Annotated in this window: 24 protein-coding genes and 1 tRNA gene; 11 read left to right on the top strand and 14 right to left on the bottom strand. The window is 68.6% G+C overall.

Features of this window, described 5'->3' with window-relative positions; all coding sequences use genetic code 11:
* Positions 1–84: 84 nt before the first annotated feature.
* The 4 genes from DJ019_RS12655 to DJ019_RS12640 form a co-directional block, all read right to left on the bottom strand.
* Positions 85–543 (bottom strand): hypothetical protein, encoded by a 459-nt coding sequence (locus tag DJ019_RS12655; RefSeq protein ID WP_111276397.1) that lies wholly within the window; start codon positions 541–543, stop codon positions 85–87.
* 64 nt (positions 544–607) lie between these two features.
* Positions 608–1,384 (bottom strand): hypothetical protein, encoded by a 777-nt coding sequence (locus DJ019_RS12650; protein ID WP_111276396.1) that lies wholly within the window; start codon positions 1,382–1,384, stop codon positions 608–610.
* Between the two features lie 540 nt (positions 1,385–1,924).
* Complete coding sequence (locus DJ019_RS12645) at positions 1,925–2,356, bottom strand: hypothetical protein (RefSeq protein WP_111276395.1); 432 nt, start codon at positions 2,354–2,356, stop codon at positions 1,925–1,927.
* A 459-nt stretch (positions 2,357–2,815) separates the two neighbouring features.
* Positions 2,816–2,890, bottom strand: a tRNA-Gly gene (locus DJ019_RS12640).
* A 112-nt stretch (positions 2,891–3,002) separates the two neighbouring features.
* On the opposite strand from DJ019_RS12640, the gene DJ019_RS12635 reads away from it, so the two are divergent.
* Positions 3,003–3,593: an HD domain-containing protein gene (locus DJ019_RS12635; RefSeq protein WP_111276394.1), complete on the top strand. Its 591-nt coding sequence runs from the start codon at positions 3,003–3,005 to the stop codon at positions 3,591–3,593.
* Positions 3,594–3,813: 220 nt separating this feature from the next.
* On the opposite strand, the gene DJ019_RS12630 is transcribed toward DJ019_RS12635, so the two are convergent.
* Complete coding sequence (locus DJ019_RS12630; RefSeq protein ID WP_111276393.1) at positions 3,814–4,833, bottom strand: 2'-deoxycytidine 5'-triphosphate deaminase; 1,020 nt, start codon at positions 4,831–4,833, stop codon at positions 3,814–3,816.
* A 171-nt stretch (positions 4,834–5,004) separates the two neighbouring features.
* On the opposite strand from DJ019_RS12630, the gene metZ reads away from it, so the two are divergent.
* Entirely contained in the window at positions 5,005–6,189 is a 1,185-nt protein-coding gene (gene metZ, locus DJ019_RS12625; RefSeq protein ID WP_111276571.1) for an O-succinylhomoserine sulfhydrylase, read from the top strand.
* Between the two features lie 108 nt (positions 6,190–6,297).
* Here metZ and gcrA read toward each other — a convergent pair whose 3' ends face one another.
* Positions 6,298–6,801, bottom strand: a complete 504-nt coding sequence (gene gcrA, locus DJ019_RS12620) for a cell cycle sigma 70 cofactor GcrA (RefSeq protein ID WP_111276392.1) — start codon at positions 6,799–6,801, stop codon at positions 6,298–6,300.
* A gap of 220 nt (positions 6,802–7,021) precedes the next feature.
* Here gcrA and DJ019_RS12615 point away from each other — a divergent pair, with 220 nt between their 5' ends.
* The 6 genes from DJ019_RS12615 to DJ019_RS12590 all read left to right on the top strand — a co-directional run bounded on the left by DJ019_RS12615 (position 7,022) and on the right by DJ019_RS12590 (position 12,852).
* Complete coding sequence (locus tag DJ019_RS12615) at positions 7,022–7,840, top strand: ABC transporter permease (RefSeq protein ID WP_111276391.1); 819 nt, start codon at positions 7,022–7,024, stop codon at positions 7,838–7,840.
* Positions 7,841–7,974: 134 nt separating this feature from the next.
* Positions 7,975–9,207: an aspartate aminotransferase family protein gene (locus DJ019_RS12610; RefSeq protein WP_420849868.1), complete on the top strand. Its 1,233-nt coding sequence runs from the start codon at positions 7,975–7,977 to the stop codon at positions 9,205–9,207.
* A complete protein-coding gene (argF, locus tag DJ019_RS12605; protein WP_111276390.1) occupies positions 9,204–10,139 on the top strand; it encodes an ornithine carbamoyltransferase in 936 nt (311 codons plus the stop codon). Before DJ019_RS12610 ends, argF begins: the two co-directional genes overlap by 4 nt.
* Before the next feature lie 90 nt (positions 10,140–10,229).
* Entirely contained in the window at positions 10,230–11,123 is an 894-nt protein-coding gene (locus tag DJ019_RS12600; RefSeq protein ID WP_111276389.1) for an Hsp33 family molecular chaperone, read from the top strand.
* A 37-nt stretch (positions 11,124–11,160) separates the two neighbouring features.
* Positions 11,161–12,609, top strand: a complete 1,449-nt coding sequence (gene xseA / locus DJ019_RS12595; protein WP_111276388.1) for an exodeoxyribonuclease VII large subunit — start codon at positions 11,161–11,163, stop codon at positions 12,607–12,609.
* A 27-nt stretch (positions 12,610–12,636) separates the two neighbouring features.
* Complete coding sequence (locus DJ019_RS12590; protein WP_111276387.1) at positions 12,637–12,852, top strand: DUF2093 domain-containing protein; 216 nt, start codon at positions 12,637–12,639, stop codon at positions 12,850–12,852.
* Here DJ019_RS12590 and DJ019_RS12585 read toward each other — a convergent pair.
* On the bottom strand, positions 12,849–13,724 hold the full coding sequence (locus DJ019_RS12585; RefSeq protein WP_240606470.1) for a lysophospholipid acyltransferase family protein: 876 nt from the start codon (positions 13,722–13,724) through the stop codon (positions 12,849–12,851). The two genes, DJ019_RS12590 and DJ019_RS12585, sit on opposite strands and share 4 nt — an antisense overlap.
* Before the next feature lie 146 nt (positions 13,725–13,870).
* Here DJ019_RS12585 and DJ019_RS12580 point away from each other — a divergent pair, with 146 nt between their 5' ends.
* Together DJ019_RS12580 and hisN are read left to right on the top strand one after the other, a co-directional pair.
* Positions 13,871–14,266, top strand: coding sequence for a helix-turn-helix domain-containing protein (locus DJ019_RS12580; RefSeq protein ID WP_240606469.1), 396 nt, complete (start codon positions 13,871–13,873; stop codon positions 14,264–14,266).
* Between the two features lie 31 nt (positions 14,267–14,297).
* Positions 14,298–15,128, top strand: coding sequence for a histidinol-phosphatase (gene hisN, locus DJ019_RS12575; RefSeq protein WP_111276385.1), 831 nt, complete (start codon positions 14,298–14,300; stop codon positions 15,126–15,128).
* Between the two features lie 3 nt (positions 15,129–15,131).
* Here the strand turns inward: hisN and DJ019_RS21205 are convergent, their stop codons facing one another.
* The 4 genes from DJ019_RS21205 to DJ019_RS12555 form a co-directional block, all read right to left on the bottom strand.
* A complete protein-coding gene (locus DJ019_RS21205) occupies positions 15,132–16,658 on the bottom strand; it encodes an alpha/beta fold hydrolase (protein ID WP_205854156.1) in 1,527 nt (508 codons plus the stop codon).
* Positions 16,659–16,661: 3 nt separating this feature from the next.
* Positions 16,662–16,970 carry an SCP2 sterol-binding domain-containing protein gene (locus DJ019_RS12565; RefSeq protein ID WP_111276384.1) on the bottom strand — a complete coding sequence of 103 codons (309 nt, stop codon included), beginning with the start codon at positions 16,968–16,970 and terminating at the stop codon, positions 16,662–16,664.
* 109 nt (positions 16,971–17,079) lie between these two features.
* Positions 17,080–17,934, bottom strand: coding sequence for a class I SAM-dependent methyltransferase (locus DJ019_RS12560; RefSeq protein WP_111276383.1), 855 nt, complete (start codon positions 17,932–17,934; stop codon positions 17,080–17,082).
* Between the two features lie 88 nt (positions 17,935–18,022).
* On the bottom strand, positions 18,023–18,862 hold the full coding sequence (locus tag DJ019_RS12555) for a class I SAM-dependent methyltransferase (protein WP_111276382.1): 840 nt from the start codon (positions 18,860–18,862) through the stop codon (positions 18,023–18,025).
* Between the two features lie 204 nt (positions 18,863–19,066).
* Between DJ019_RS12555 and DJ019_RS12550 the strand changes: the two genes are divergently transcribed.
* Complete coding sequence (locus DJ019_RS12550; protein ID WP_111276381.1) at positions 19,067–19,519, top strand: Hsp20 family protein; 453 nt, start codon at positions 19,067–19,069, stop codon at positions 19,517–19,519.
* Positions 19,520–19,574: 55 nt separating this feature from the next.
* Here the strand turns inward: DJ019_RS12550 and DJ019_RS12545 are convergent, their stop codons facing one another.
* The 3 genes from DJ019_RS12545 to DJ019_RS12535 are packed head-to-tail and all read right to left on the bottom strand — an operon-like array spanning position 19,575 to position 22,548.
* Entirely contained in the window at positions 19,575–20,777 is a 1,203-nt protein-coding gene (locus DJ019_RS12545; RefSeq protein WP_240606468.1) for a pentapeptide repeat-containing protein, read from the bottom strand.
* A gap of 4 nt (positions 20,778–20,781) precedes the next feature.
* The gene (locus tag DJ019_RS12540) at positions 20,782–22,044 is read right to left on the bottom strand and encodes a pentapeptide repeat-containing protein (protein WP_111276380.1); all 1,263 of its coding nucleotides are present in this window, start codon (positions 22,042–22,044) and stop codon (positions 20,782–20,784) included.
* Positions 22,045–22,098: 54 nt separating this feature from the next.
* The gene (locus DJ019_RS12535; RefSeq protein ID WP_165843999.1) at positions 22,099–22,548 is read right to left on the bottom strand and encodes a deaminase; all 450 of its coding nucleotides are present in this window, start codon (positions 22,546–22,548) and stop codon (positions 22,099–22,101) included.
* Positions 22,549–22,586 lie beyond the last annotated feature (38 nt).

The following is a 22,586-nucleotide window of genomic DNA, read 5'->3' as shown; positions in this document are numbered from 1 at the left end:
CTTTGCTTCGCAATCGGCGGCCAGCCGGGCTCCCACCCCGTCGACGGCCACGCCTGAGCGCGCACCTCGGGACACAGAGTCAGATCAGTGCGGCTCAAAGGTGTCGGGCTGTAGCCGTTCGTAGACTTCGCTGACCGAGCCAGCCGCCCGCACAGCGGACAGCAACGGCTCGAACTCAGTCTCCCGGTCATCGCCCTCGAAATAGTTCTCTGCGTGGGCCTCCAGGGCCGTGCAGACTTTCTGGCGGACCTGTTCGATCGAGACCGCCTCCATCGGTTCGAGGTCGTGTTCGATGCGGGACTGAGGTGGCCCGAACGGCAGCAGCAGGGACAACAGCGACCCGGCGCGGCCGGTTCGCCGTATCGAGCGAACGCTCCATCGGCGACCGTCCGCATCGACGAGCTCCATTCCAGTCTGGATGCCGTCCTTCAGGGTGCGGGGTCCGCACCTGGTTAGGCGATCCAGATCCTGGAATCCCCAGATATTGAGATCCAACGTGAATCCCAGGACCGGAAAGTGGAAGTTCGCCTCGGATGTTTTCACGGCACAGCTCCATAGGAACGAAACCGGAACATACGTCAGGCTGCCGCATTTGGGAAGCTTGGCTCTAACGACCTTGCTTCTTGGGGCCCGGCGCTGAGGGCGAGAACGGGCGCGTCACGTTCTCCCAGGCATCAGCCGCGTAGGCCGAGACCCCCGCGGGCACCGCCTTCTGCCAATCCGTGGTGCCATGCCAAACGCGTCGGATCGGGTCGAAGCGTGGCTTCCCGTTCCAGCTTCCCGTTAGACGCCGATGTGTCTCCTTCGGCAGCACCTTTAGGAGGGCATAGTGGTTCCTCCAGTTCTGCTCGCCTCGACCTATGCCGTTCAACGGGGCAGTGTGGTGGATCTCCTCGCCCTTCTTCGCGACACCCCAATCCCGCAACCGACTGCGAGCCGCGTTCGCCGTGAGGGATCCCTTCTTGAGTACAGTGACGCCCTTAGTCGCCGCCTTGATCCCCTTTGCCGCCACCCCTACCGGCAATGCATCTGCAACCGCCATCGCGCCGTTGAACGCCGCCCCGGCGTAGTTACCGTCCTGCAAATCCGCGGCTGCCTCCCAGGCCGGTCCTACGACCGGGATGAAGGATTGCGCCGTGTTCGGACGCTGGATCTTCGGCCCAGTTTGGAAGTCGTGCAGGGCGCCCTTTGCTAGATCGACAGGTGACTGCAGGCCGCCATGGTCCGGCTCCGGCGTCGCCACGCGGATGCTGGCCGCAAACGCTTCGTGCTTGCGCTGCTCGGCGGCGTCTTTCTCCTCCTGGATCTCATGGGGTGTTCGAGTGTACCAGCGTGTAAGGGCCGCGCCCTTCAGCCGCGCGGGGTCGGTCCGGCCATAGGCCATGCATGCTCTCCTTGAATGATGGGTGTGGCGCACCGCAACGGCCCACCGCTGCGATCAGACTTTGGAGTGCGTGGCACTTGGTGAGGCGCCTTGCCCGCGCAGCAAGCGGGTGGCGCGGCACACTGATCGACGCTCTAAGAGCATCTCAGAAAGGCGTTCTGTATGCAAGAACAAAATGCGAACATGAAGATGGCCAGACGAAGCCGGCTTCGGGAGGGACGCCTCCTTGCAGGAGTGCGGGTCCCCGGCTCGAACCTGCACATCCCGACGCCAATTCCTCACGCATCCATCAAACGCCAGCCGGTGCGGCTGGTGTTCATCCCTGGGGATCAGAAGCTTAGCCGTGGTGTGGCGGTCGCATGGGCCGCTTCCCTTTCAAGCCGCATCGAGCCCACAGAACCAAAGGGGCTTCACGATTTCGATCTGGCTTGTCGGAATTTGTAGCGGGTGTGTGGGGGGGGATCGAAACCCTGACACTCAGCTTGGGAAGCTGAGAGGAAGCTCGGCTGTTGAGATGGATCAGTCCAAAATTGAAGGTGTCTAGTCTTCCACGCTGACCGGCATAGGTGCTCCCGCTTTGCCGGACAGGACTTCGTTGGCGAAATACCACTCAATGTCGTGGAACCTCGGGTCTCGCGCCAGCTCCTCAGCAAACCTCGACAATATGTCGAGGTAGACAGGACTATGTCGCTTCAGCACGCGGTTGAAGAACGACGTGTCTTCGAGCAGGAGCAGAAATCTCTCGATGTGTGCAACCTGACACATCATTCTGCAGCGCCCTTTGATGGCCATGAATTGCCATCCATTCTCGCCCTCCAAGACCGGCGAGTCTGCCTTACAGCCCAGCCGCGCAAGAATCTCTCCGATAGCTTCGGCGACGGTCCGCCCCCCGACCTGGACAATCTCGTCGGGGGTTTCAATCGTGTCGGTTGGCAGGTCGGAGCGGAACTCGGCCCACGGTCGAACTCCCATGGCCGTCTCCCCTCGTCGAGCGCGCCATACCCCATTGAACGGGCATTAGAGCTCAGCCCTGCTCAAGTGGCCACGCGAAGTACAATATCGCCGAAAGGAATCAAGCACAAATCGGGAACACTTGGCAGGCGGACGGTCGCGGCGATCGGGCTGCGCGGTCATCCACTGTGGACGAGCTTCGCACTCTCCTGTTCCTCGAGGGCAAAGTCGGGGGTCAGCTTGGAAGTCGCCGCAGGCTCCGCAACGGGTGAGCTCATGGGACATACGCGTACATTGAAGCGTGGCTTTGGCGACCAGCAAGCGCGGCGCTGGGGACAGCGAAATTTTGCTCCGATCTTGCTCCGCTAGGGAACCTGAACTTTAGCAGTTTCAATGCGTTATCAATGGCATAGCCACGGCGAAGACTGCCGCTCCAAAGCGCGCCATCCGGCAGATAAATGGCTGATTTTAAGAGGAATTTGGAGCGGGTGAGGGGAATCGAACCCCTGACATTCAGCTTGGGAAGCTGACGTTCTACCTCTGAACTACACCCGCGCCGGGGCGGCCTTCATAGCGGCGTCGGGCGGCGGGGCCAAGGGCTGGATTGACCCGGCGGGCGCGGCCCCGCACGATCGGACCAACGACAAGAGACACCAGGGAGGATGCGATGGCGGACGGCGCGACACACGACCGGGCCACGTTCACGGCCATGACCGACGGCGTCGAGGCCGACTGGGCGGCGATCATGCGCGACGCCCAGGCCCGGCGCGGCCAGCACGTGGACGCCATCGTCAGCCACCTGAAGCTGCTGGGCGGGGACTACGGCGGGTTCAACGTCGACCGGCTGGAACACTCGCTGCAGACCGCCACCCGGGCGCACCGTGACGGCCGGGACGAGGAATACGTCGTCTGCGCCCTGCTGCACGACATCGGCGACATCCTGCTGCCGGCGAGCCACGCCGAGATGGGCGCGGCGATCCTGAAGCCCTACATCTCGGAGCGGAACCACTGGATGCTGGAGCACCACGGCGTGTTCCAGGGCTATTACTTCTTCCACCACATCGGCCTGGACCGGGACCTGCGCGAGCAGTTCCGGGGGCACCCCGACTTCGAATACACGGCCCAGTTCTGCCACCTGTACGATCAGAACTCGTTCGATCCGGCCTATGACTCCATGCCGCTGGAGGCCTTCGTCCCGATGATGCGGCGGGTGATGGAGCGGCCGGTGCGGTCGATCTACAAGCGCGTCGAGGAATAGGGCGGCGGTTCATGCTGCGGTGCGACGGTGCGCCGCGGCGCCCGCCCCTGGCGAAGCTTGGCGGAACACACGATCTAGGCCCCGCGGGACCGGGCCCCTCGGTGATCACCCCCCCGATCGCGAGGTCGGCCCGCACGGCGCGCCCGGGACGAGTTGTCATCACTCCCCCAAGCACGACAGCCCGGTCGCGGGCGCGCCACCGCCCGCTGGCCTCACGCGCTCATTCGCCCCAGACCCGGAAGTGCTTGGACAGCTTCAGGCCCTGGCGCTGGTAGTGCGAGCCGAGGTCGCCGTAGAGGCGGGACGGTTTCTCGGTGAGCGGCTCGTAGACCAGGCGCGCGACGGTCTGGCCGTCCTCCAGGATGAACGGCGTCTCGTGGCTGCGGACCTCCAGCACGCCCTTGGAGCCCTTGCCGTGCGCCTCGTCGGTGCCGAAGCCGGGATCGAAGAAGCCGGCGTAGTGGACGCGGAACTCCCCGACCGAGGGATCGATCGGCGTCATCTCGGCGGCTTCCATGACCGGGATCTCGACCGCGCCCTTTGAGGCCAGGATGTAGAACTCGCCCGGATCCAGAAGAAGCTGGCCGTCGCGGGGATAGAGCGGCTCCCAGAAGTCGCGCGGGTCGTGGCCGTCGACGTGGTCGAGATCGACGACGCCGGCGTGGCGACGCCCGCGGAAGCCGGCGATCTCGCCGGTGAGGTCGACGCCGACGCTCTCGGTGCGCAGGCGCGGCGGCTCGCCGGTCTTGAGGCGGAGCTGGTTCAGGCGGGTGCCGGTGCGCACCAGGACGGAGAAGGTCTGGGGCGCGACCTCCATGTAGATCGGCCCCTCGTAGCCCTCGTTGACGTCGTCGAAGGCGTCGCCGAAGTCGCTGAGCAGGCGCACGAAGACGTCGACGCGGCCGGTGGAACTCTTGGGATTGGCGCGGGCCGATATCCCCTTGGGCAGCTTCAGCCGCTCCTGCAGCTCGGCGATATAGACGCAGCCTCGCTCGAGGACGGCGCCCTTCGTGAGGTCCAGCTCGTGCATCGCCACCTCGGCGATCCTCTGGCGGACCGTGCCGCGCCGGGGCAGGAACGAGGCCCGTACGCGCCAGGCCCGCGCGCCGAGGCGCAGGTCGAGGCTAGCGGGCTGCACCTGGTCGGTATCCCACGGGCCGGCCGAGGAGATGGCGCCCTGGTCGATCAGGGCCTCGATGGACTGGCAGGGCAGGATGCCCGGGGCGGTGAACTCGCTCATGGGCGGCGAACACTTACCGCTCAGCCGCGCCGTGGCAAGGCGGGCGTTCCGGAAATTGTCTACGAGCCACGGCTTCGCGGGCTTTTCTGAAACCGCCCCCAGGAAAGCGGACCTTGACGCCGCGGGGGGCGGGGCGTTCAAGGCGCCCAGTTTTTCTGCATGGAGGCCGTGATGGCTGAAGACCCGCGCGACTGGGAGATCGAGACCCAAGCTGTTCGCGGCGGCCTCATGCGCACCGAGTTCGGCGAGATCTCGGAGGCCCTCTTCCTCAACCAGAGCTTCGCCTACGAGAGCGCGGCGGCGGCCGACCGGCGGTTCTCGGGCGCGGAGCCGGGGTTCATCTACCAGCGCTTCGGCAACCCCACGACGCAGATGTTCGAGGACCGCCTCGCCCTGCTGGAGGGCGCTGAGGCCTGCAAGGCGACGGCTTCCGGAATGGCGGCGGTGCAGCTCGCGCTGATGGGCCTGGTGCGGGCGGGCGACCACATCGTGGCGGGCCGGGCCCTGTTCGGCTCGTGCCGCTGGATCCTGTCGGAATGGATGCCGCGCTTCGGCGTGGAGACCACCTATGTGGACGCCACCGACCTGGACGCCTGGAAGAACGCGGTGCGGCCCAACACCAGGGCGTTCCTGGTGGAGAGCCCGGCCAATCCCCTTCTGGAGGTGACCGCCATCGGCGCCGTCGCCGAGATCGCCCATGCGGCGGGCGCGAAACTGGTCGTGGACAATGTCTTCGCCACGCCGATCTTCCAGAAGCCGCTGGCCCTCGGCGCCGACATCGTCGTCTATTCGGCCACCAAGCACATCGATGGCCAGGGCCGGGTGCTGGGCGGCGCGATCCTGGGCGCGGCCGAGCTGATGACCGAGGCCTACAAGGACATGCATCGGCACACGGGCCCGGCGCTGTCGCCGTTCAACGCCTGGGTGCTGCTGAAGGGCCTGGAGACGCTGGAGCTGCGCGTGCGGCGCCAGACCGAGACCGCGGCCAAGGTGGCCGACGCGGTGGCCGCCCACGGCAAGGCGCTGAAGACCATCTACCCCGGCCGGCCCGACCACCCGCAGGCGGCGATCATCGCCAACCAGATGACCGGCGGCGGCAACGTCGTGGCCTTCGACCTGGGCAGCCGCGAGGCGGCCTGGCGGTTCCTGGACGCGCTGCAGATCGTCGACATCTCCAACAACCTTGGCGACGCCAAGTCGATGGCCACGCATCCGTGCACCACCACCCACCGCTCCATGCCCGAGGCCGAGCGGCTGGAGATCGGCCTGACGGAAGGCTGGGTCCGGATGAGCGTGGGGCTGGAGGGCGCCCGGGATCTGGTGCGCGACGTCAGCCGCGCGCTGGACGCCGCGTAGAGCGCCCCCCAGACGAAAGAAGCGCGCCCGAGACCGGAGGCTGGAAGGCCAGCTTCGGTTTCGGGCGCGCCTCCCATCCCCAACGGATGTCGGCCGCTCTTCAGCGGATCAGATGTAGCGGCGCAGGCTCCGGGCGAGCTCGGCGGCGCCAGACTTCTTCTTCGCCTGGGCCGGCTGGTAGGCCACCGTGGCGTGTTCGTGGCAGTAGGGGCCGTTCTCTTCCGAGCGGCGGCCGCAGAAGGTGAAGCTGTCGAGCGACGGATCGCCGATCGGCCACTTGCACATGTGCGCGCCCAGGGTCAGCACCGTGGCTGTACCCGGAGACTCGTCCACATAACGCACCGGCGACGGCGCAGGCGCCGAGGACACCGGCTCGGCGATGCGACGCGGGGCCGACGGCGCCGCCGCGACCGGACGCGCCGGACGGGGCGCCTTGAACACCGTGCGCTGCGGCTTCGAAGGCGCGGCGCGCCCCGAGAGCCCCAAACGGTGCACCTTGCCGATCACCGCATTGCGGGTCACCCCGCCCAACTGCTTGGCGATCTGACTGGCGGACAGACCGTCCTGCCAGAGCTTCTTCAGGAGTTCGACGCGTTCGTCGGTCCAGCCCATATCTCGCCTCCCACCCAGAGGGTCACGGCGCGCCCCCAGGCCACGCCGGAAAACTACATCTTGTGGCGCCGAGGAAGTTCAGCGCTCACCAACCACTATCAGTAGTAAACAACTCGCTAAGGCCCACAATAGGCGCCACGCAGGTTCTCCACAGGAACTAGATGTTGAGTCGGAAAGCGGCGCTCTTGCACACGGCGTCGCAGGGGCGCACATCACGCGAATGCGAGACCTGCCCCTCGACGAAGCCGTCCTGCCGCCCGAGCCGCGGGCCTATCACGGGATCAACTGGGAGGGGCTGAAGACCCTCTACGCGCGCGAGGTCCGGCGTTTCATGAAGGTGGGGATGCAGACCCTCGCCGCGCCGGTGGTGACCGCCCTGCTCTACATGCTGGTGTTCGTGGTGGCCGTGGGCGGCGGACGCGAGGTGCACGGGGTGGCCTATGGCGCCTTCGTCGCGCCCGGGCTGGTGATGATGCAGATCCTCTCCAACGCCTTCGCCAACTCCTCGTCGTCGCTGCTGCAGGCCAAGTTCAACGGCCTGATGGGCGACTTCATCACCCCGCCGCTGAGCCCGGCCGAGCAGGTCATCGGCTTCGGCGCCGGCGCGGCGACGCGCGGGATCGTCGTCGGCCTGATCAGCCTGCTGGCCGTTCTGCCGTTCGCCCGGCTGCCGCTGAACCAGGCCTGGGCGGTGCTCTATTTCGGCGTCGGCGCGGCCCTGATCATGGGCTTCATCGGCATCATGGCCGGGCTTTGGAGCGAGAAGTTCGACCACATGGCGGCGGTGACGAACTTCGTCATCATGCCGATGACGTTCCTGTCCGGGACCTTCTACCTGGTGGAACGCCTGCCCGAGCCGTTCCGCACGGCCAGCCACTACAACCCGTTCTTCTACCTGATTGACGGGTTCCGGTACGGCTTCCTCGGCCAGGCCGAGAGCAACCTCTGGGTCGGCGCGGCCATGACGGCGATCCTGGTTTTCGCCCTCGGCTGGACGTGCCTCTGGATGTTCAGGGTCGGCTACAAGATCAAGACCTGAGCCTCGCGGCGCCGGCCCGCGCGACCGGCGTTCCGGAAAACATTGACTTGACGGCGTTCCGAGCGGAAAACGCCAGGCCTTCCTGTCCCCGCCGCCACGCGTCGGGGACGCTTCCATTTTGGAGGGCTTGTCCAGTGGCCGAAACGTCCGCGCCGCCCGTTCCCAGCGATCACATCATGGGCGTCTACGCACGCGCCCCGCTGGCGTTCGAGCGAGGCGAGGGCGTCCGACTTTATACGGCCGAGGGCGACGCCTACCTGGACTGCATGGCCGGGATCGCGGTGAACGCCCTGGGCCACAGCCACCCCAAGCTGATCCAGGCGCTGAAGGACCAGGCCGACAAGCTCTGGCACACGTCCAACATCTTCCGGATTCCCAACCAGGAGAAGCTGGCGAAGCTGCTGACGGACAACACCTTCGCGGACGTCTGCTTCTTCACCAACTCGGGCGCCGAGGCGATCGAATGCGCGATCAAGACCGCGCGCAAGTATCACTGGGCCAACGGCGCCCCGGAGCGGATCGACATCATCGGCTTCGACGGCTCGTTCCACGGCCGGACGATCGCGACGATCTACGCCGCGGGCAACCCGAGCTACGTGGAAGGCTTCGGCCCGCCCCCGCCCGGCTTCGTGCAGGCGAAGTTCGGCGACCTCGAGGGGCTGAAGAAACTCGTCGGCCCGACCACCGCCGCCATCCTGCTGGAGCCCGTGCAAGGCGAAGGCGGCGCGCGCTCGTGGACCGAGGCGCAGCTCAAGGAGATCCGCCAGCTCTGCGACGAGACCGGCACGCTGCTGATCTATGACGAGATCCAGTGCGGCCTTGGCCGGACCGGAAAACTGTTCGCCTACGAGTGGGCCGACGGCGCCGCCGATCCCGACATCATGGCGGTGGCCAAGGCCCTGGGCGGCGGCTTTCCGGTCGGGGCGTGCCTGGCCACCATCGAGGCGGCCAAGGGCATGGGCCCCGGCAGCCACGGCTCGACCTACGGCGGCAACCCGATGGCCATGGCGGTCGGCATCGCCTCGGTGGAGGAGCTGGTGAAGCCCGAGCTGCTGGCGCACGTGCGCGAGCTGGCGGGCTACCTCAACCAGCAGCTCTCGGGCCTGAAGGACCGCTTCCCGGATGTGGTCCTCGACATCCGCGGCAAGGGCCTGCTGATCGGCATCAAGCTGGGGACGCCGAACCGCGAGTTCATGCAGATCGCCCGCGACCAGCACCTGCTGATCGCCGGCGGCGGCGACAACTGCGTGCGGCTGCTGCCGCCGCTGGTCATGACCCAGGACGAGGCGCGGGAGGCGATCGCGGCCCTCGAGAAGGCCTGCGAGGTCGCTCAGGCGAAGGCGAAGAAGGACGCGGTGAGCGCATGAGCCTGCCCGTCCGCCACTTCGTCGACCTCTGGAAGCTGGAGGGCTCGGACCTCCGGATCATTCTCGAGGACGCCAAGGCCCGGAAAACGGCCCGCATCGGCTGGCCCAAGGGCAAGCCCGACGAGGACCGCCCGGCGCACCACCGCACCCTGGCGATGGTGTTCGAGAAGAACTCCACCCGCACCCGGTTCTCGTTCGACGCGGCCATGCGCCAGCTCGGCGGCGACGTGATCATCTCCAACGCGGTCGACATGCAGCTCGGCCGCGGCGAGCCGATCGAGGACACCGCCCGGGTGCTCTCGCGGATGGTGGACGCGGTGATGATCCGCGCCAACGTCCACGAGGAGGTCGAGCGCTTCGCCCACTGGTCGAGCGTGCCGGTGATCAACGGCCTGTCCGACAAGGGTCACCCCTGCCAGATCCTGGCCGACCTGATGACCTTCGAGGAACATCGCGGCTCGGTCCACGGCCGGACGTTCGCCTGGGTCGGCGACGGCAACAACGTGTGCTCGTCGTTCATCCACGCCGCGCCGAAGCTGGGCTTCAAGCTCAACATCGCCACGCCCGCCGTCTTCCATCCCGACATGATGGACCTGGCGCGCGCGGCCGAGCAGCAGGGCCACGTGATGACCACCCACGACCCGCGCGAGGCGGTCCGCGGCGCCGACTGCGTGATCACCGACACCTGGGTGTCGATGGGCGACACCGACCACGACGAGCGCATCGAGGCCCTGGAGCCCTACCAGGTCGACAGGGCCCTGATGGCCGAGGCGCACAAGGACGCGGTGTTCCTCCACTGCCTGCCCGCCCACCGCGGCGAGGAGGTGACGGACGAGGTGATCGATGGGCCGCAGAGCCTGATCTGGGACGAGGCCGAGAACCGCATCCACGCCCAGAAGTCGATCCTGGCCTGGTGCTTCGGCGCGATCTGACGCCCTGAGGGTCCGCGCGCGGACCCTCGCATCCTCCTGAGACGACGCGCCCCGCTCGCAACGGCGGCGGCGCGTCCTATATTGGCGCCCATGTCCGAACCCATCATTCCCGACGACGTCGTCGGCGCGTTCCAGATCGAAGGCGAGCCCGTCCGCGGCCGCATCATCCGGCTCGGCCCGGCGATCGACCAGATCCTGCGCGCCCACGCCTATCCCGAGCCCGTGGCCAACCTGCTGGGCGAGGCCTGCGCGCTGGCGGCGCTGGTGGGGTCGAACCTGAAGTTCGACGGCCGGCTGATCGTCGAGGCCCGCGGCGCGGGGCCCGTCCGCTACGTCGTGGCCGACTACGACACCTCCGGCGGGCTGCGAGGCTACTGCCGGTTCGATCCCGAGGAGGTCGAGGCGGTCAGCCACGGCTTCCAGCGGCCGGGCGCCAAGACACTCCTGGGCGAGGGCGTCTTCATGATGACCGTCGACCAGGGCTCGGACATGGACCGCTACCAGGGCGTGACCGCGATCGAGGGCGAAACCCTGGCCCTGTGCGCCGAGCAGTATTTCCTGCAGTCCGAACAGACCCCCACCCGCATCCGCCTGGCCGTCGGCCAGGAAGGGGAGATGCCTTGGCGAGGCGGCGGCATGCTGGTGCAATACATTGCCGGCGACGACGCGCGCGGCGACACGCTGGAGGCCTGGGTCCGCACCCAGGCCTTCTTCGAGACCATCGGCGAGGACGAGCTGCTGGACCTGGATCTGTCGTCGAACACCCTGCTCTTCCGGCTGTTCCACGAGGACGGGGTGCGGGTGTTCGGCTCCAAGCCGCTGCGCGCCTTCTGCCGCTGCAACCAGGAGCGGATCGAGACGGTGCTGCGCTCGTTCGACGCCGCGGACCGCGAGGACATGGTCGAGCCGGACGGCAAGATCCACGTGACCTGCGAGTACTGCAGTCGCGTCTACGCGATCGCCCCGGAGACAGTGGCGGCCTGAGGTTCGACTCAGGGCCTGAGATGCTAGGCTGGGCGGGATGACCGACGTCGCGCCCACCGACACCGACGCCTCCGGCAACGCCCGGCCCTATTCCGTCTCCGAGCTGGCGTTCGCCCTGAAGCGGACCCTGGAGGACGCCTACGGCTTCGTGCGCCTGCGCGGCGAGCTGTCGAAGGTGACCCACCACTCGAACGGCCACGTCTACCTGACCATCAAGGACGAGCGGGCGGCGATCGACGGGGTGGTCTGGAAGGGCCAGGTCCGCGGCCTGTCGGTCCGGCCCGAACAGGGTCTGGAAGTGGTGGTCACCGGCAAGATCACCACCTACCCGCAGGGCTCCCGCTATCAGATCGTCATCGAGACGATGGAGGCGGCCGGGATCGGCGCCCTCCTGGCCCAGCTTGAGCGTCTGAAGGCGAAGCTGGCGGCCGAGGGCCTGTTCGATACCGCCCGCAAGCAACCCCTTCCCGAGATGCCGGCCGTGGTCGGCGTGGTGACCAGCCCGACCGGCGCGGTGATCCGGGACATCCTGCACCGCATCCGCGACCGCTGGCCCTGCCGGGTGATCGTCTGGCCGGTGGTGGTCCAGGGCGAGGCGGCGGCGGCGCAGGTCAGCGCGGCGATCCGGGGCTTCAACGCCATGTCACCGGAGGGGCCGATACCGCGGCCTGACGTGCTGATCGTCGCCCGCGGCGGCGGCTCGGTGGAGGACCTCTGGGCCTTCAACGACGAGGGCCTGGCCCGCACGGTGGCCGAGGGCCGCATCCCGCTGATCAGCGCCGTGGGCCACGAGACCGATACCACCCTGATCGACTTCGTCTCCGACCGCCGGGCGCCGACGCCCACCGCGGCCGCCGAGATGGCGACTCCGGTGCTGGCGGAGCTGAAGGCCCTGGTCTCGGACCTGGGCGCGCGGATGCACCGCTGCGGCGGGCGGGTGGTCGAAGATCGCCGTACGAAGGTCCTGCACGCCGACCGAGCCCTGCGGCGCGTCCCCGACCTGGTGGAGATGGCGGCCCAGCGCTTCGGCGTGGTGTCGGGACGGCTCGGCGCGGGCCTGGCCCGAAACGCCGCGGCCCACGAGCGCGAGCTGGTCCGGGTGGCCTCGCGCCTGTCGCCGCTGCTGCTGCAACGCCCGCAGGCGGTGCAGAAGGATCGTCTGGACCGGTTGACCGTGCGGCTGGAGCCGGCGATGCGGCGGCGGCTGGAGCGGCTCTCCGAGCGGCTGGACGGCCTGTCGAAGCTCTACGGCTCGGTCGACCCGGACCGACCGCTGCAGCGCGGCTTCGCCAGGGTGGCTCGCGCCGACGGCTCGATCGTTCATGCGGGCGCTTCCCTGGCCAGCGGAGAGCCGGTGGCCATCACGTTCGGCGACAAGGTGACCCGCCAGGCGGTGATCGACGGCTCCGGAGGCACTCCGCCCGCGCCGAAGCCCGTCCGGCCCAAGACCAAATCCGACGGCCCCGCCCAGGGCGACCTGTTCTGAGACGGCCGGGCGCGCTAAATAGCGCCCATGAACGCCCACGATCGCAATCTCGGCGCCCAGGATCTTGCCAAGCTGCACTACGGCGACGGCGACTACGCCGTCCTGCGCCCGGGCCGCCATGTCCTCTGCGCCGTCACCGGCCAGAAGATCCCGCTGGAACAGCTCCGCTACTGGAGCGCCGAGCTTCAGGAGGCCTACGCCGGCCCTACCGAGGCGCTGAAGCGCTGGCAGGAAACCCGCTAGCCCGGCTTCTTGTAGACCTCGTTCGGCCAGCGCCGGTGGACCCAGAACCACTCGGTCGGCCGTTCGCGCACGCGCTCTTCCATGAAGGCGTTGATCCGGCGGACGCCCGCCGCGATGTCGGCCTCACGGTCGCCAGTGTCGTCCAGGTGGATCGGGTCGTGCACGATCACCTTGAAGCGCGCCCCGGGCCCCACGCGCTGCACGCTCATGGGCTGGATCGGCAGGCCGAAGCGCAGGGCGAAGGTGGAGGGCCCAGGGGCGGTGTGGCAAGTGACGCCGAAGAACGGGGCCGCGACGCCGCCATTGAACTTCTGGTCGTTCATCAGCGCCACGGATTCGCCCCGCTGCATCGCCCGCATCAGCTCGCGCGCGCCTTCCAGGCCCTTGGGCGCGAACAGTCGCACCCCATAGCGGAACCGTTGCCTGCGGACGCTGGCGTCCACGTAGGGGTTGTTCATGGCGCGGTAGGTGATCTGACACGGAATCCCCGCGCGGACGATGGCGGCCGGCATCACCTCGAAGCAGGAGAAGTGGCCGGAGATGAACACCACCGGCCCGGCCCCCGCCGCGATGGCCGCCAGCCGCTCGGCGCCCTCGATCTGCACTCGGGCTTTGTCGGCCACCACACGGTCGAGTATGATGAATTCGGCTAATGACCGGCCAAGTTCAGTCCACTGTGCGCGGAGGAGTTGTTTCGTTTCGGCATCCGTGAGCTGGGGGAAGGCGATCTCGATATTCCGCGCGGCCACGCGGTGAGCGCTTGTCAAGGGACCCAGCTTTCTGAAAAGCCAAGCCCCTGAATCTGATACAGAATCGATCGGAAACAGGCGAGCCAGGCCACAGACGGCGTCGAATAGCGCCGCCTCAAGCATCCAAATGAATTTTGCCACGTATGAATGGTTAAGTGCGGCCATTCGTCCTTCCTAGGCATGGCCGGCCGCGTTCGGCAATGGAGGCTGCTGGCGTGCGAATTGCGATGTCTCAACCGCGGAGTCCCGATGCGGGACTAAGGAAGATCATGGTCGGGGATTCCATGGACGAGATCGACATCCATCTGGGCCGGCGGCTTCGGCGTCGGCGTCGCCTCCTGGGCCTGACCCAGCAGGAACTGGCCCACGCCTGCGGCGTGCGCTTCCAGCAGATCCAGAAGTACGAGTGCGCGGCGAACCGCATGTCGGCCGCCCGCCTCTGGCAGCTGGCCGAGGTGCTGGAAGTGCCGGTGAGCTACTTCTACGAGGGCCTCACCCGTGACCAGCGGGAGAGCATGGAGCGCGAGGCCGCGTCGTCGTCGAGTGAGACGATGGCCAGCAAGGAAACCCAGGACCTCATCCACGCCTACTACCAGCTCGGCGAACGGCCCCGCCGCCGCCTGCTGGACCTCGCCAAGGCGATGAACGGCGAACTCGAGGCTTAAGCCGGACGGTCGGGCAGGCTATGGCGGGGGCATGAGCCCGCTCGCCGAACCTTCCCGCCTTCCGACCGCCCTCCTGGACGAACTCGACGCCTTCCTGCTCGAGCTGAACCGGGCCGCCGCGGGGATGACACTCCCCCTCTTCCGCGGCGATCATGGTGTCTCCAACAAGCATGAGCGCGGGTTCGACCCGGTCACCGAGGCCGACCGAGGCGCCGAGCGCGCCATCCGCGCCCTGATCGCCGCGCGCTATCCCCACCACGGCGTGATCGGCGAGGAGTACGGCGAGGATCGGCCCGACGCCGAGTTCGTCTGGGTGCTGGACCCCGTCGATGGCACCCGGGCCTTCATCGCCGGCCTGCCGCTATGGTGCACCCTCATCGGCCTACGCTTCCAGGGCCGGCCCGTTCTGGGCTCCATCGGTCAGCCGTATCTGGGCGAGATCTACATCGGACACCCGGGCGGCTCGCGGCTGCTGAGCGCCCAGGGCGAGCGCGCGCTGCAGGTGCGGCCATGCCCGAACCTCACGGACGCGCTGATCGCCACCACCGACCCCGAAGGCTGTTTCAACGGCGCCGAACTGGGCGCGTGGCGGCAGGTGCGGGCGGCGGCGCGGCTCGCGCGCCTCGGGTGCGACGCCTACGCCTACGCCATGGTCGCGGCGGGCACGATGGACCTGGTGGTCGAGGCAGGGCTCAAAAGCTGGGACATCGACGCGGCGATCCCGGTGATCGCCGGCGCGGGCGGGCTCACCACCGACTGGCGGGGTGAGCCCGTGGGCACGGACGGAGGACAGGTCGCCATAGCCGGCGACCGCGCCTGCCTCGAAGAGGCGCTGGTCGCGCTGAAGCGGGCCGCGAACTGACGACTATTTCGCCGGCTTCTTGGCCGGGGCCTTCTTGGCCGGCGCAGCCTTGGCCGCCGGCTTCTTTGCGGCGGCCGGCTTCGCCTTAGCGGGGGCCTTGGCAGACGCCTTCGCGCCAGCAGCCTTAGCGGGCTTTGCCGTCGCCTTCGCCGCCGCCGGCTTGGCCGCCGCGGCTTTCGGAGCGGCAGTTTTCGGAGCGGCAGCCTTCGGGGCGGCCTTGGCCGACGCTGGCTTGGCAGCCGCTTTCGCCACAGCCGGCTTCTTCGCAGCAGGCTTGGCGGGAACGGTCTTCTTGGCCGGCGCCGCCGTCTTCACCGCAGGCGCCTTGGCAGGCGCGGCCGCGGCCTTTGGAGCAGCAGCCTTTTTCGCCGCAGCGGGCTTCTTCGCGGCGGCGGGCTTCTTGGCCGCCGGCGTCTTCACTGCAGAGGGCTTCGTGGCCGCGGGGGCGACGCTGGCGATGGCGGCCGGCGCCGGTTCGGGCGCGGGCTTGGACGCCTCCGGCACAGGCGCGGGCTTGGGCGCGGGCGGGGGTTCGGCCTTGGCGGCGGGCGCGGGCGCCGCCTTGGGAGCTTCGGCGGGCTTCGGCGCGGTCTTGCCGGTAAGCGCGTCGAATACTCTCAGGAAGATGTTACGCATGTCGTCCGTCTCCATGAGGATTTCGTGGTAGGCGCCGGGAACGGTGATGAGGCGCCCCTGGGGGAGGTTGCGGGCGGCCGCGGCCTGCGCGGCGTTGTCGACCAGCCGGTCCTCGCCGGCCGAGACGATTTCCACCGGCACAGTCACGCTGCGGAGACGCTCGGGCCGGGCAAGCTCGGCCGTGGCCTTGAGCGCGAAATCAAGCCAGCCGTAGGTCGGCGATCCAAGCGCCAGGTCCGGGTTCGCCCGGAGCTGGGCGCGGTGGCGGGCGAAGCGGCGCGCATCGTGCGTGAGCGCATTGCCTTCGAAGGTGTCGTCGAACGGCTTTCCCGCCTGGCCCAGGGTGTAGCGCCCCGCGCGCCCGAGCGCGACGTTCAGCCGTGTGAGCAGTCCGGCCGCCACCGGCGACACCTTGCCGAACTGGACGCCCAGCATCGGCGCCGACAGGCAGGCGCCAGCGAACCGTCGCTCTCCATGCGCCAGGGCCAGCAGTGTCAGGCAGCCGCCCATGGAATGGCCCACGGCGATCCAGGGCTTGGGCAATTGCGCCTCATAGGCGTTCAGCAGCCGGCGAAAATCCTCCAGGAACGACTTGAACCCTCGGGCATGCCCCTTGAGCCGGTCGGGCAGTTCGCGCGCCGACAGCCCCTGGCCGCGCCAATCGTGCGCCAGGACGACGAACCCGCGGTCCAGAAAGTCCCGGATCGTCTCGAAATACTTCTCGATCGGCTCGGTCCGCCCGCCGGACAGGACGACCGACCCGCGGGCCCGGCCCGGCGGCGTGAAGAGGCACGCGCGCAGCTTCGCGCCGCCAGCGCCGATGAACCAGGCCGGTTCAGCACCGGGCGGGACCGGATCGTCAGGGGTGTCGACAAGGGGCGCGGGCTCGAACATCCGTCAGACCGCCCGCTCGAACAGGGCCTGAATCTCGGGTGTCAGCTTCATCGCCAGGCCCATGTCGGACAGCTTCATTCGGCCGGTCATGACCGCGCGCATGGGGTCCAACTCGCCCTTGCCCAAGCGTACGAGATCGGCGGCGCTGACCCGGACGACGAGGTCGGCGGGGCGATCCTCGTTGGTGACGGACGAGCCGTCGACGTGGATGAAGCCCTCTCCCTTCAGGTCGAGCTTCACCGTCCGCGACAGGCTTTCGCCGGACGCCGCGGCCTGGCGGATCCGATCCGTCAGTTCCTCGACAGTGGCCATGCCCCTTAGCAACGCTCCCTGAGTCGGCAGGTGAGCTTCGCTTTACCCGTGTTCCGTGTAAACCGCCGGTAACGCCGGAAGGTTAAACCGCCTTCGGCATGCCAGGACGTCAGGCCGGCTTGATGAAGCGCAGGGTCATGCGGTCGCTTTCGCCGATGGCGTCGAACCTGGCCCGGTCGAAGGACGGGTCGAAGGCCTCGCCCCGCGGTGAGGTCCGCCGGACGGGCGGCAGGGTCCAGACCCCGAAGGGGTGGTCGCGGGTGTCCCGGGGGTTGGCGTTGATCTCGCTGGCGGCCGCAAGGCGGAAGCCGGCCTCCTCGGCGAGGCGGATGACATAGGCCTGATCGACGTAGCCATCGGAGGCGAGGAGATCGGGCACGCCTCCGGGCGCGGCCCTGTGTTCCTCGACACCCAGCGCGCCGCCGGGCTTGAGAGCCAGGAAGGCGTCGCGGAACGCCTTCTCCGCGATGCCCGCCGCCATCCAGTTGTGCAGGTTGCGCAGGAACAGCGCGAGATCGGCGGAGCCGGCTGGGGCCACAGGTCCGCTGGTGGCGCCGAAGGCCGTCACCTCGACGTCGCCGTAGAGCCTGGCGCCGCGGGCGAAGCGGGCGCGATAAGCCTCCACGACGTCGCGCGCCGCGGGATCAGGCGCCTCGCCAAGCTGAAGGTGGGCCGCATAGAGCCGACCGCCGGTCGCCGCCAGGAACGGCGCCAGGATCTCCGTGTACCAACCGGCTCCGGGCCAGAACTCAACCACCGTCTGCCCGGGCTTCAGCCCCCAGAAGGCCAGGCTTTCCGCAGGATGGCGCCAGCGGTCGCGCTCGCGGTCGGCCGCGGGCCGCCAGGCGCCGGCCACCGCCGCGGCGATGGTCTTGGGAGGCGGGGACTTGGGCTGGGATGGGCCGCGGCACCCGGCCAGCGCGGCGGCGCCGACCAGGAGGCCGCGTCGGGAAAGCTGCATCATCGGCGCGCCGTAACCCTGCTCGCGAGCGCCCCCCGGCAGCCCTGCGGCGGCAGTGCTAGACCGCCGCCGCCAAGCGGTCAAAGGCCGATCAGCCGGCCTTCACGAAACGAAGCGTCATCCGGTCGCTCTCCCCGATGGCGTCGTACTTCGTGCGATCGAAGTTCGGATCGGCCGGCTGGCCCGAGGGCGCGGTCTGGCGGACCGGCGGCAGCGTCCAGACGCCGAAGGGATGATCCTTGGTGTCCTTTGGATTGGCGTTGATCTCCGACTTGGCCGCCAGCTTGAAGCCGGCCTTCTCGGCCGCCGCGATCACGGTCGCTTCGGACATGTAGCCGTCACGCCAGTTCGGAGCCTCGGGCTTCGGGTCCTTGCGGTGTTCCTCGACGGCCAGGACGCCGCCCGGCTTCAGCACCGCGTGGAAGTCCTTCATCACCTTGTCCAGCAGTCCAGGCTGGGTCGCCCAGTTGTGGACGTTGCGGGCCGTGATGACGATATCGGCGGAGTTGGCAGGGCCCAGCGGCCCTGACACCGGACCGAAGCCCACGTAGGTGATGGGGCCGTACTTCGACTGATCCGCGTACTTCGCCTCGAACGCCGCGCGGGCTTTCTTAGCCCCCTCAGAGAGGTTTGGATTGTTCAGGTCGGCGGCGGTGGCGACATAGGTCCCGCCCGTGGCCTTCGCGTAAGGCGCCAGGATCTCGGTCCAGTAGCCGGAGCCTGGCGAGATCTCGATGACCGTCTGCTTGGGCTTGAGCCCCCAGAAGGTCAGAGTCTCCACCGGGTGGCGGGCGGCGTCCCGCGCCTTGTGCGCGTCGCTGCGCTGCGCGCCCGCCACCGCGGCCTGGAGCTGGGCGTCCGCGGCCTGGACGGGCGCGGCGACGACGAAGGCGAGAACGGCGGCCGTGGCGGCCAGCGCGAGGCGAGACATTTTGGAGCTCCTCCGGAAATTCAAGCGGCAGAGCCTAGGTCGAACATCGGTTTCGGCAAGCCCTTGAAACCGACCGATCGCCGCCTACCTCAACAAGCGGAAGTGCTGGATGTCCGGGCTTCCTGGACTGCAGGCGAAGCCGAAACGGGTCGCCACAGGTCCATCAACCAACGCAACCTTGCTTCTGAAGAAGGATGTGACCGCATGCGTACGATCGACTTTTCCCCCCTCTATCGCTCCGTCGTGGGTTTCGACCGTCTGGCGAACCTGCTGGAGACCGCCGCGGCCGACGCGGCCACGGGCTATCCGCCCTACAACATCGAGCGCACCGACGAGAACGCCTACCGCATCGACATCGCGGTGGCCGGCTTCCGTCCTGAAGAACTCAACGTCGAGGTGAAGGAGAACCTCCTCACCGTCACCGGCCGCAAGGCCGCGAACGACGAAACCCGGCGCTACCTGCATCGCGGCCTGGCCGAGCGCAACTTCGAGCGCCGGTTCCAGCTCGCCGACTATGTGGTGGTGACCGACGCCAACCTTGCCGACGGCCTGCTGTCGATCTCGCTCAAGCGCGAGCTTCCGGAAGCCCTGAAGCCCCGCACCGTGCAGATCACCACCGGCCAGGCGCAACTGATCGAAGGCGAGAAGGCCGCCTAAGCCTTCACCCGTCTCAGGAATTGGGGCGGCGTTCCTCGCGGGGCGCCGCCCGTTTCTATTTTGGAAGCTTCGCGCCGCGCAGATCGGCGCCGTCGAGCACGGCGCCCTTTAGGATCGCTTGCTCCAGCCGGGCGTGACGAAGCCTGGCCCCGCTGAGGTTCGCCGGCGTCGAGCGTCCGGGGCCGATCTCCAGGGGCGAAAGATTGGCCTCACTCAGGTCGCAGCGCGTGAGGTCGGCGCCGCCGAGGCGGACGCCGCGCAGATCGGCCCCCTTCAGGATCGCCGCACGCAGGTTGACCCCTTCCAGGTTCGCGCCCTGGAGCTGGACGCCGGACAGGTCGAGCGATGCGAGGTTTGCGCCCTTCAGGCTGAGCGCGGTGAGCTGGAGCCCGCGGAGGGCGTCCGCGGCGGGACGCAGGTCGGCGCCATCAAGGCGCGTCGGCGCGCCCTCCTGTCCGCCCGAGGCGACCCAGGCGCTGTGCGCCCTCGCCTCTGCGACGCGACGGGAAATCAGGTCGAGGGCTTCCCGCGTCGGGGGAGCGACCGCGCCCTCGATCCGGGCGCCGGACGTCCGCGCCGCGGCCAGGCAGACGCCGAACAGATCGGCGCCGTCGAAGTCCACATCCTCCAGGATGGCCCCCGAAACCTCCACCTGCACAAGGATCGCGCCCGAGAGGTTGGAGCCCTTCAGGTTGGCGTCGGCAAGCCGCGCGCCGTGCAGCGAGGCGTCGGTGAAGTCCGCGCCCACCGCATGCAACCCGTCCAGCATCGCCCGGTCGAGCGTCGCGCCCGACAGGTTGGCGCCGTCGAGCAGCCCCTTGCGATCCTCCTGGATGACGGCCGGGAACCCCTTGGTCGGGTGGGGGCGGGCTGCGAAGCCCGGACGCAGGTCGACGCCCGTGAGGTTGGCGCCGGCCAGGTTCGCGCCCTGCAGCGAGGCGCCCTTGAGGTTCGCGCCGCTGAGATCGACGCCACGCAGGTTGGCGCCGCGCAGGTCGCATCCGGCGAGGATAGCCCCGTCGAGCTTCGCCTCCGCCAGGTTGGCGCCGTCGAACACCGAGCCGGTGAAATCGGCCCGGCCGAGGTCGCGCCCGGAGAGGTCGAGCCCGCTGAAGTCCACATAGGGCAGGAGCGCACGCTTGCCGCCCGTTCCAGCCAGGAACCGGGTGTGGTGCGCCAGAATGAGATTGAGTTCGCCCTCGCTGAGGCGGCGGCGTCCCGGAAGACCCTCGTCCATCGGGATCTCGATGCGGGCCATCCGTTCAGATCGCCTCGTCCAGGCCGCGCGAGCCTTGACGAACGATGCCGGTGAAATTGGCCTGCTTAAGGAGTGCGCGGGTGAAGTTCGCGCGCGAGAGATCTGCCCCCTCGAAGACGGCGTGGCGCACGTCGGCGCAGGTGAGGTCGGCCCCCTTCAGGACCGCCCCCGTGAGATTCGTGGGCAGAACCCGGTCGGCGCCGAGCAGCAGCGGGCCGAGCATGGCGTCGCGCATATCGGCGCCCGTCAGCTTCGCGCCGACGAGCCGGGCGCCACGGAGGTCGGCGCGGCGCAGGATGGCGTTGCGCAGGTCCGCGCCCTCCAGGTGGGCGCCCTGCATCTGCACGCCCTCCATGTCGAGCCCGTAGAAGGTGGCTCCCTTGGCCGACAGGGCGGTCAGATTGTAGCCGCGGATGGACCCCAGGGCCCGCAGGTCGGCGTTGTCGAAGGACGACGGCTTGCCCTCGGCGCCGCCCGTCTCGCACCAGCGGGCGTGATCGCGGATCATCTCGTCATAGGGCAGGTCGCTGAGCGCCCGGCCAACGGGGTCGTCGGTCAGGGCGCCGTCCATGTCGGCGTTGGAGACATTCCAGGCGACGGTGCGGGCGCCGACCAGGATCGCGTCGCGCAGGTTGGCGCCGGCAAGGTCCGCGCCCGACAGGTCCGCGCCGGACAGGTTCGCGCCCGACAGATTGGCCTGCTTGAGGTTGGCGCGGATCAGCTTGGCGTCCTTCATGATCGCGTCGGTGAAGTCCGCACGGACGGCCATGGCGCCGGACAGGCGCGAGCGCTCGAGGTTGGCGCCGGCCAGGATCGCACCCTGCAGTTCGTTCTGATTGGGCGAGCCGGTCTCGAGTCGTCTGAGGCCGAGCTGCCGATCGGCCGCGGCCAGGGTGCCCTCGCGAAGGTCGGCCTCGAACATGTCGGAGCCGGTCAGGTCGACATTGCGCATGCACGCGCCACGCAGATCGGCGCGGCGGAGGGACGCCTCACGCAGGTCGGAGCCGGTGAGATCGGCGCAGAACAGGGTCGCATTGTCGAGGCGGGCGCCGTGGAAGCGGCAGTCGTTGAGAATGGCCCCGGTGAAATCCGCGTCGCAGAGATTGCGGCCGGCCAGGACCGTGCCGCTCAGGTCCTTGAAGGCGAAGACCGCCCGGGCGCCGCCCGGCTTCGAGCTCCACAGCCGGTCGTGCTTCGCGCAGATGGCATCCACCTCAGCCTGGCTGAGGCGGGCATGCACGAGCGACTTTACGGAGTTGGCGGACATGGGTCGCGGATCGCGGGCGGAAAGAGGGTGTGAACCATGTTAGCCCCCCGCTGATTAACGCCGACTTTCCAGACTCTTGGCCGGACGATAGGCCGCATATAGCGCCTCGGCCTCGGCCTGCATCAACCCATGGTCTACGGCGACGCCCGCAGCCTGCAACCGGCGGGACCCCTCGCCGTCGGCGTAGATCGACGAATCACTGCAGGCGACCACGACCCGCAGGACGCCGGCCGCGACGAGCCGCTCGCTGCAGGACAGGCCGCCCGAAGAGCGCTGGCCGCAGGGTTCGAGCGTGACATAGGCCGTGGCGCCGCGGGCGAGATCCGCCGCGCCGTCCAGGGCCACCTCCTCGCCGTGCGGGCGGCCACCTTCGCCCGTGACCCCCTCGCCCACGACAACGCCGTCGCGCACGATCACACAGCCGACCGCAGGGTTCTCGGCTGTGAGGCCGACCCGGGTGCGGGCCAGGGCGATCGCCCGGCGCATGAAGTCCTCGTCGGTCATGCGCGCAGCATGGTCCGTCGTCGCCGCAAGCTCCAGGG

The sequence above is a fragment of the Phenylobacterium kunshanense genome, from assembly GCF_003254525.1.
GTDB classification, from domain to species: Bacteria; Pseudomonadota; Alphaproteobacteria; order Caulobacterales; family Caulobacteraceae; genus Phenylobacterium; species Phenylobacterium kunshanense.
This window is presented reverse-complemented; position numbering and strand designations above follow the sequence as displayed.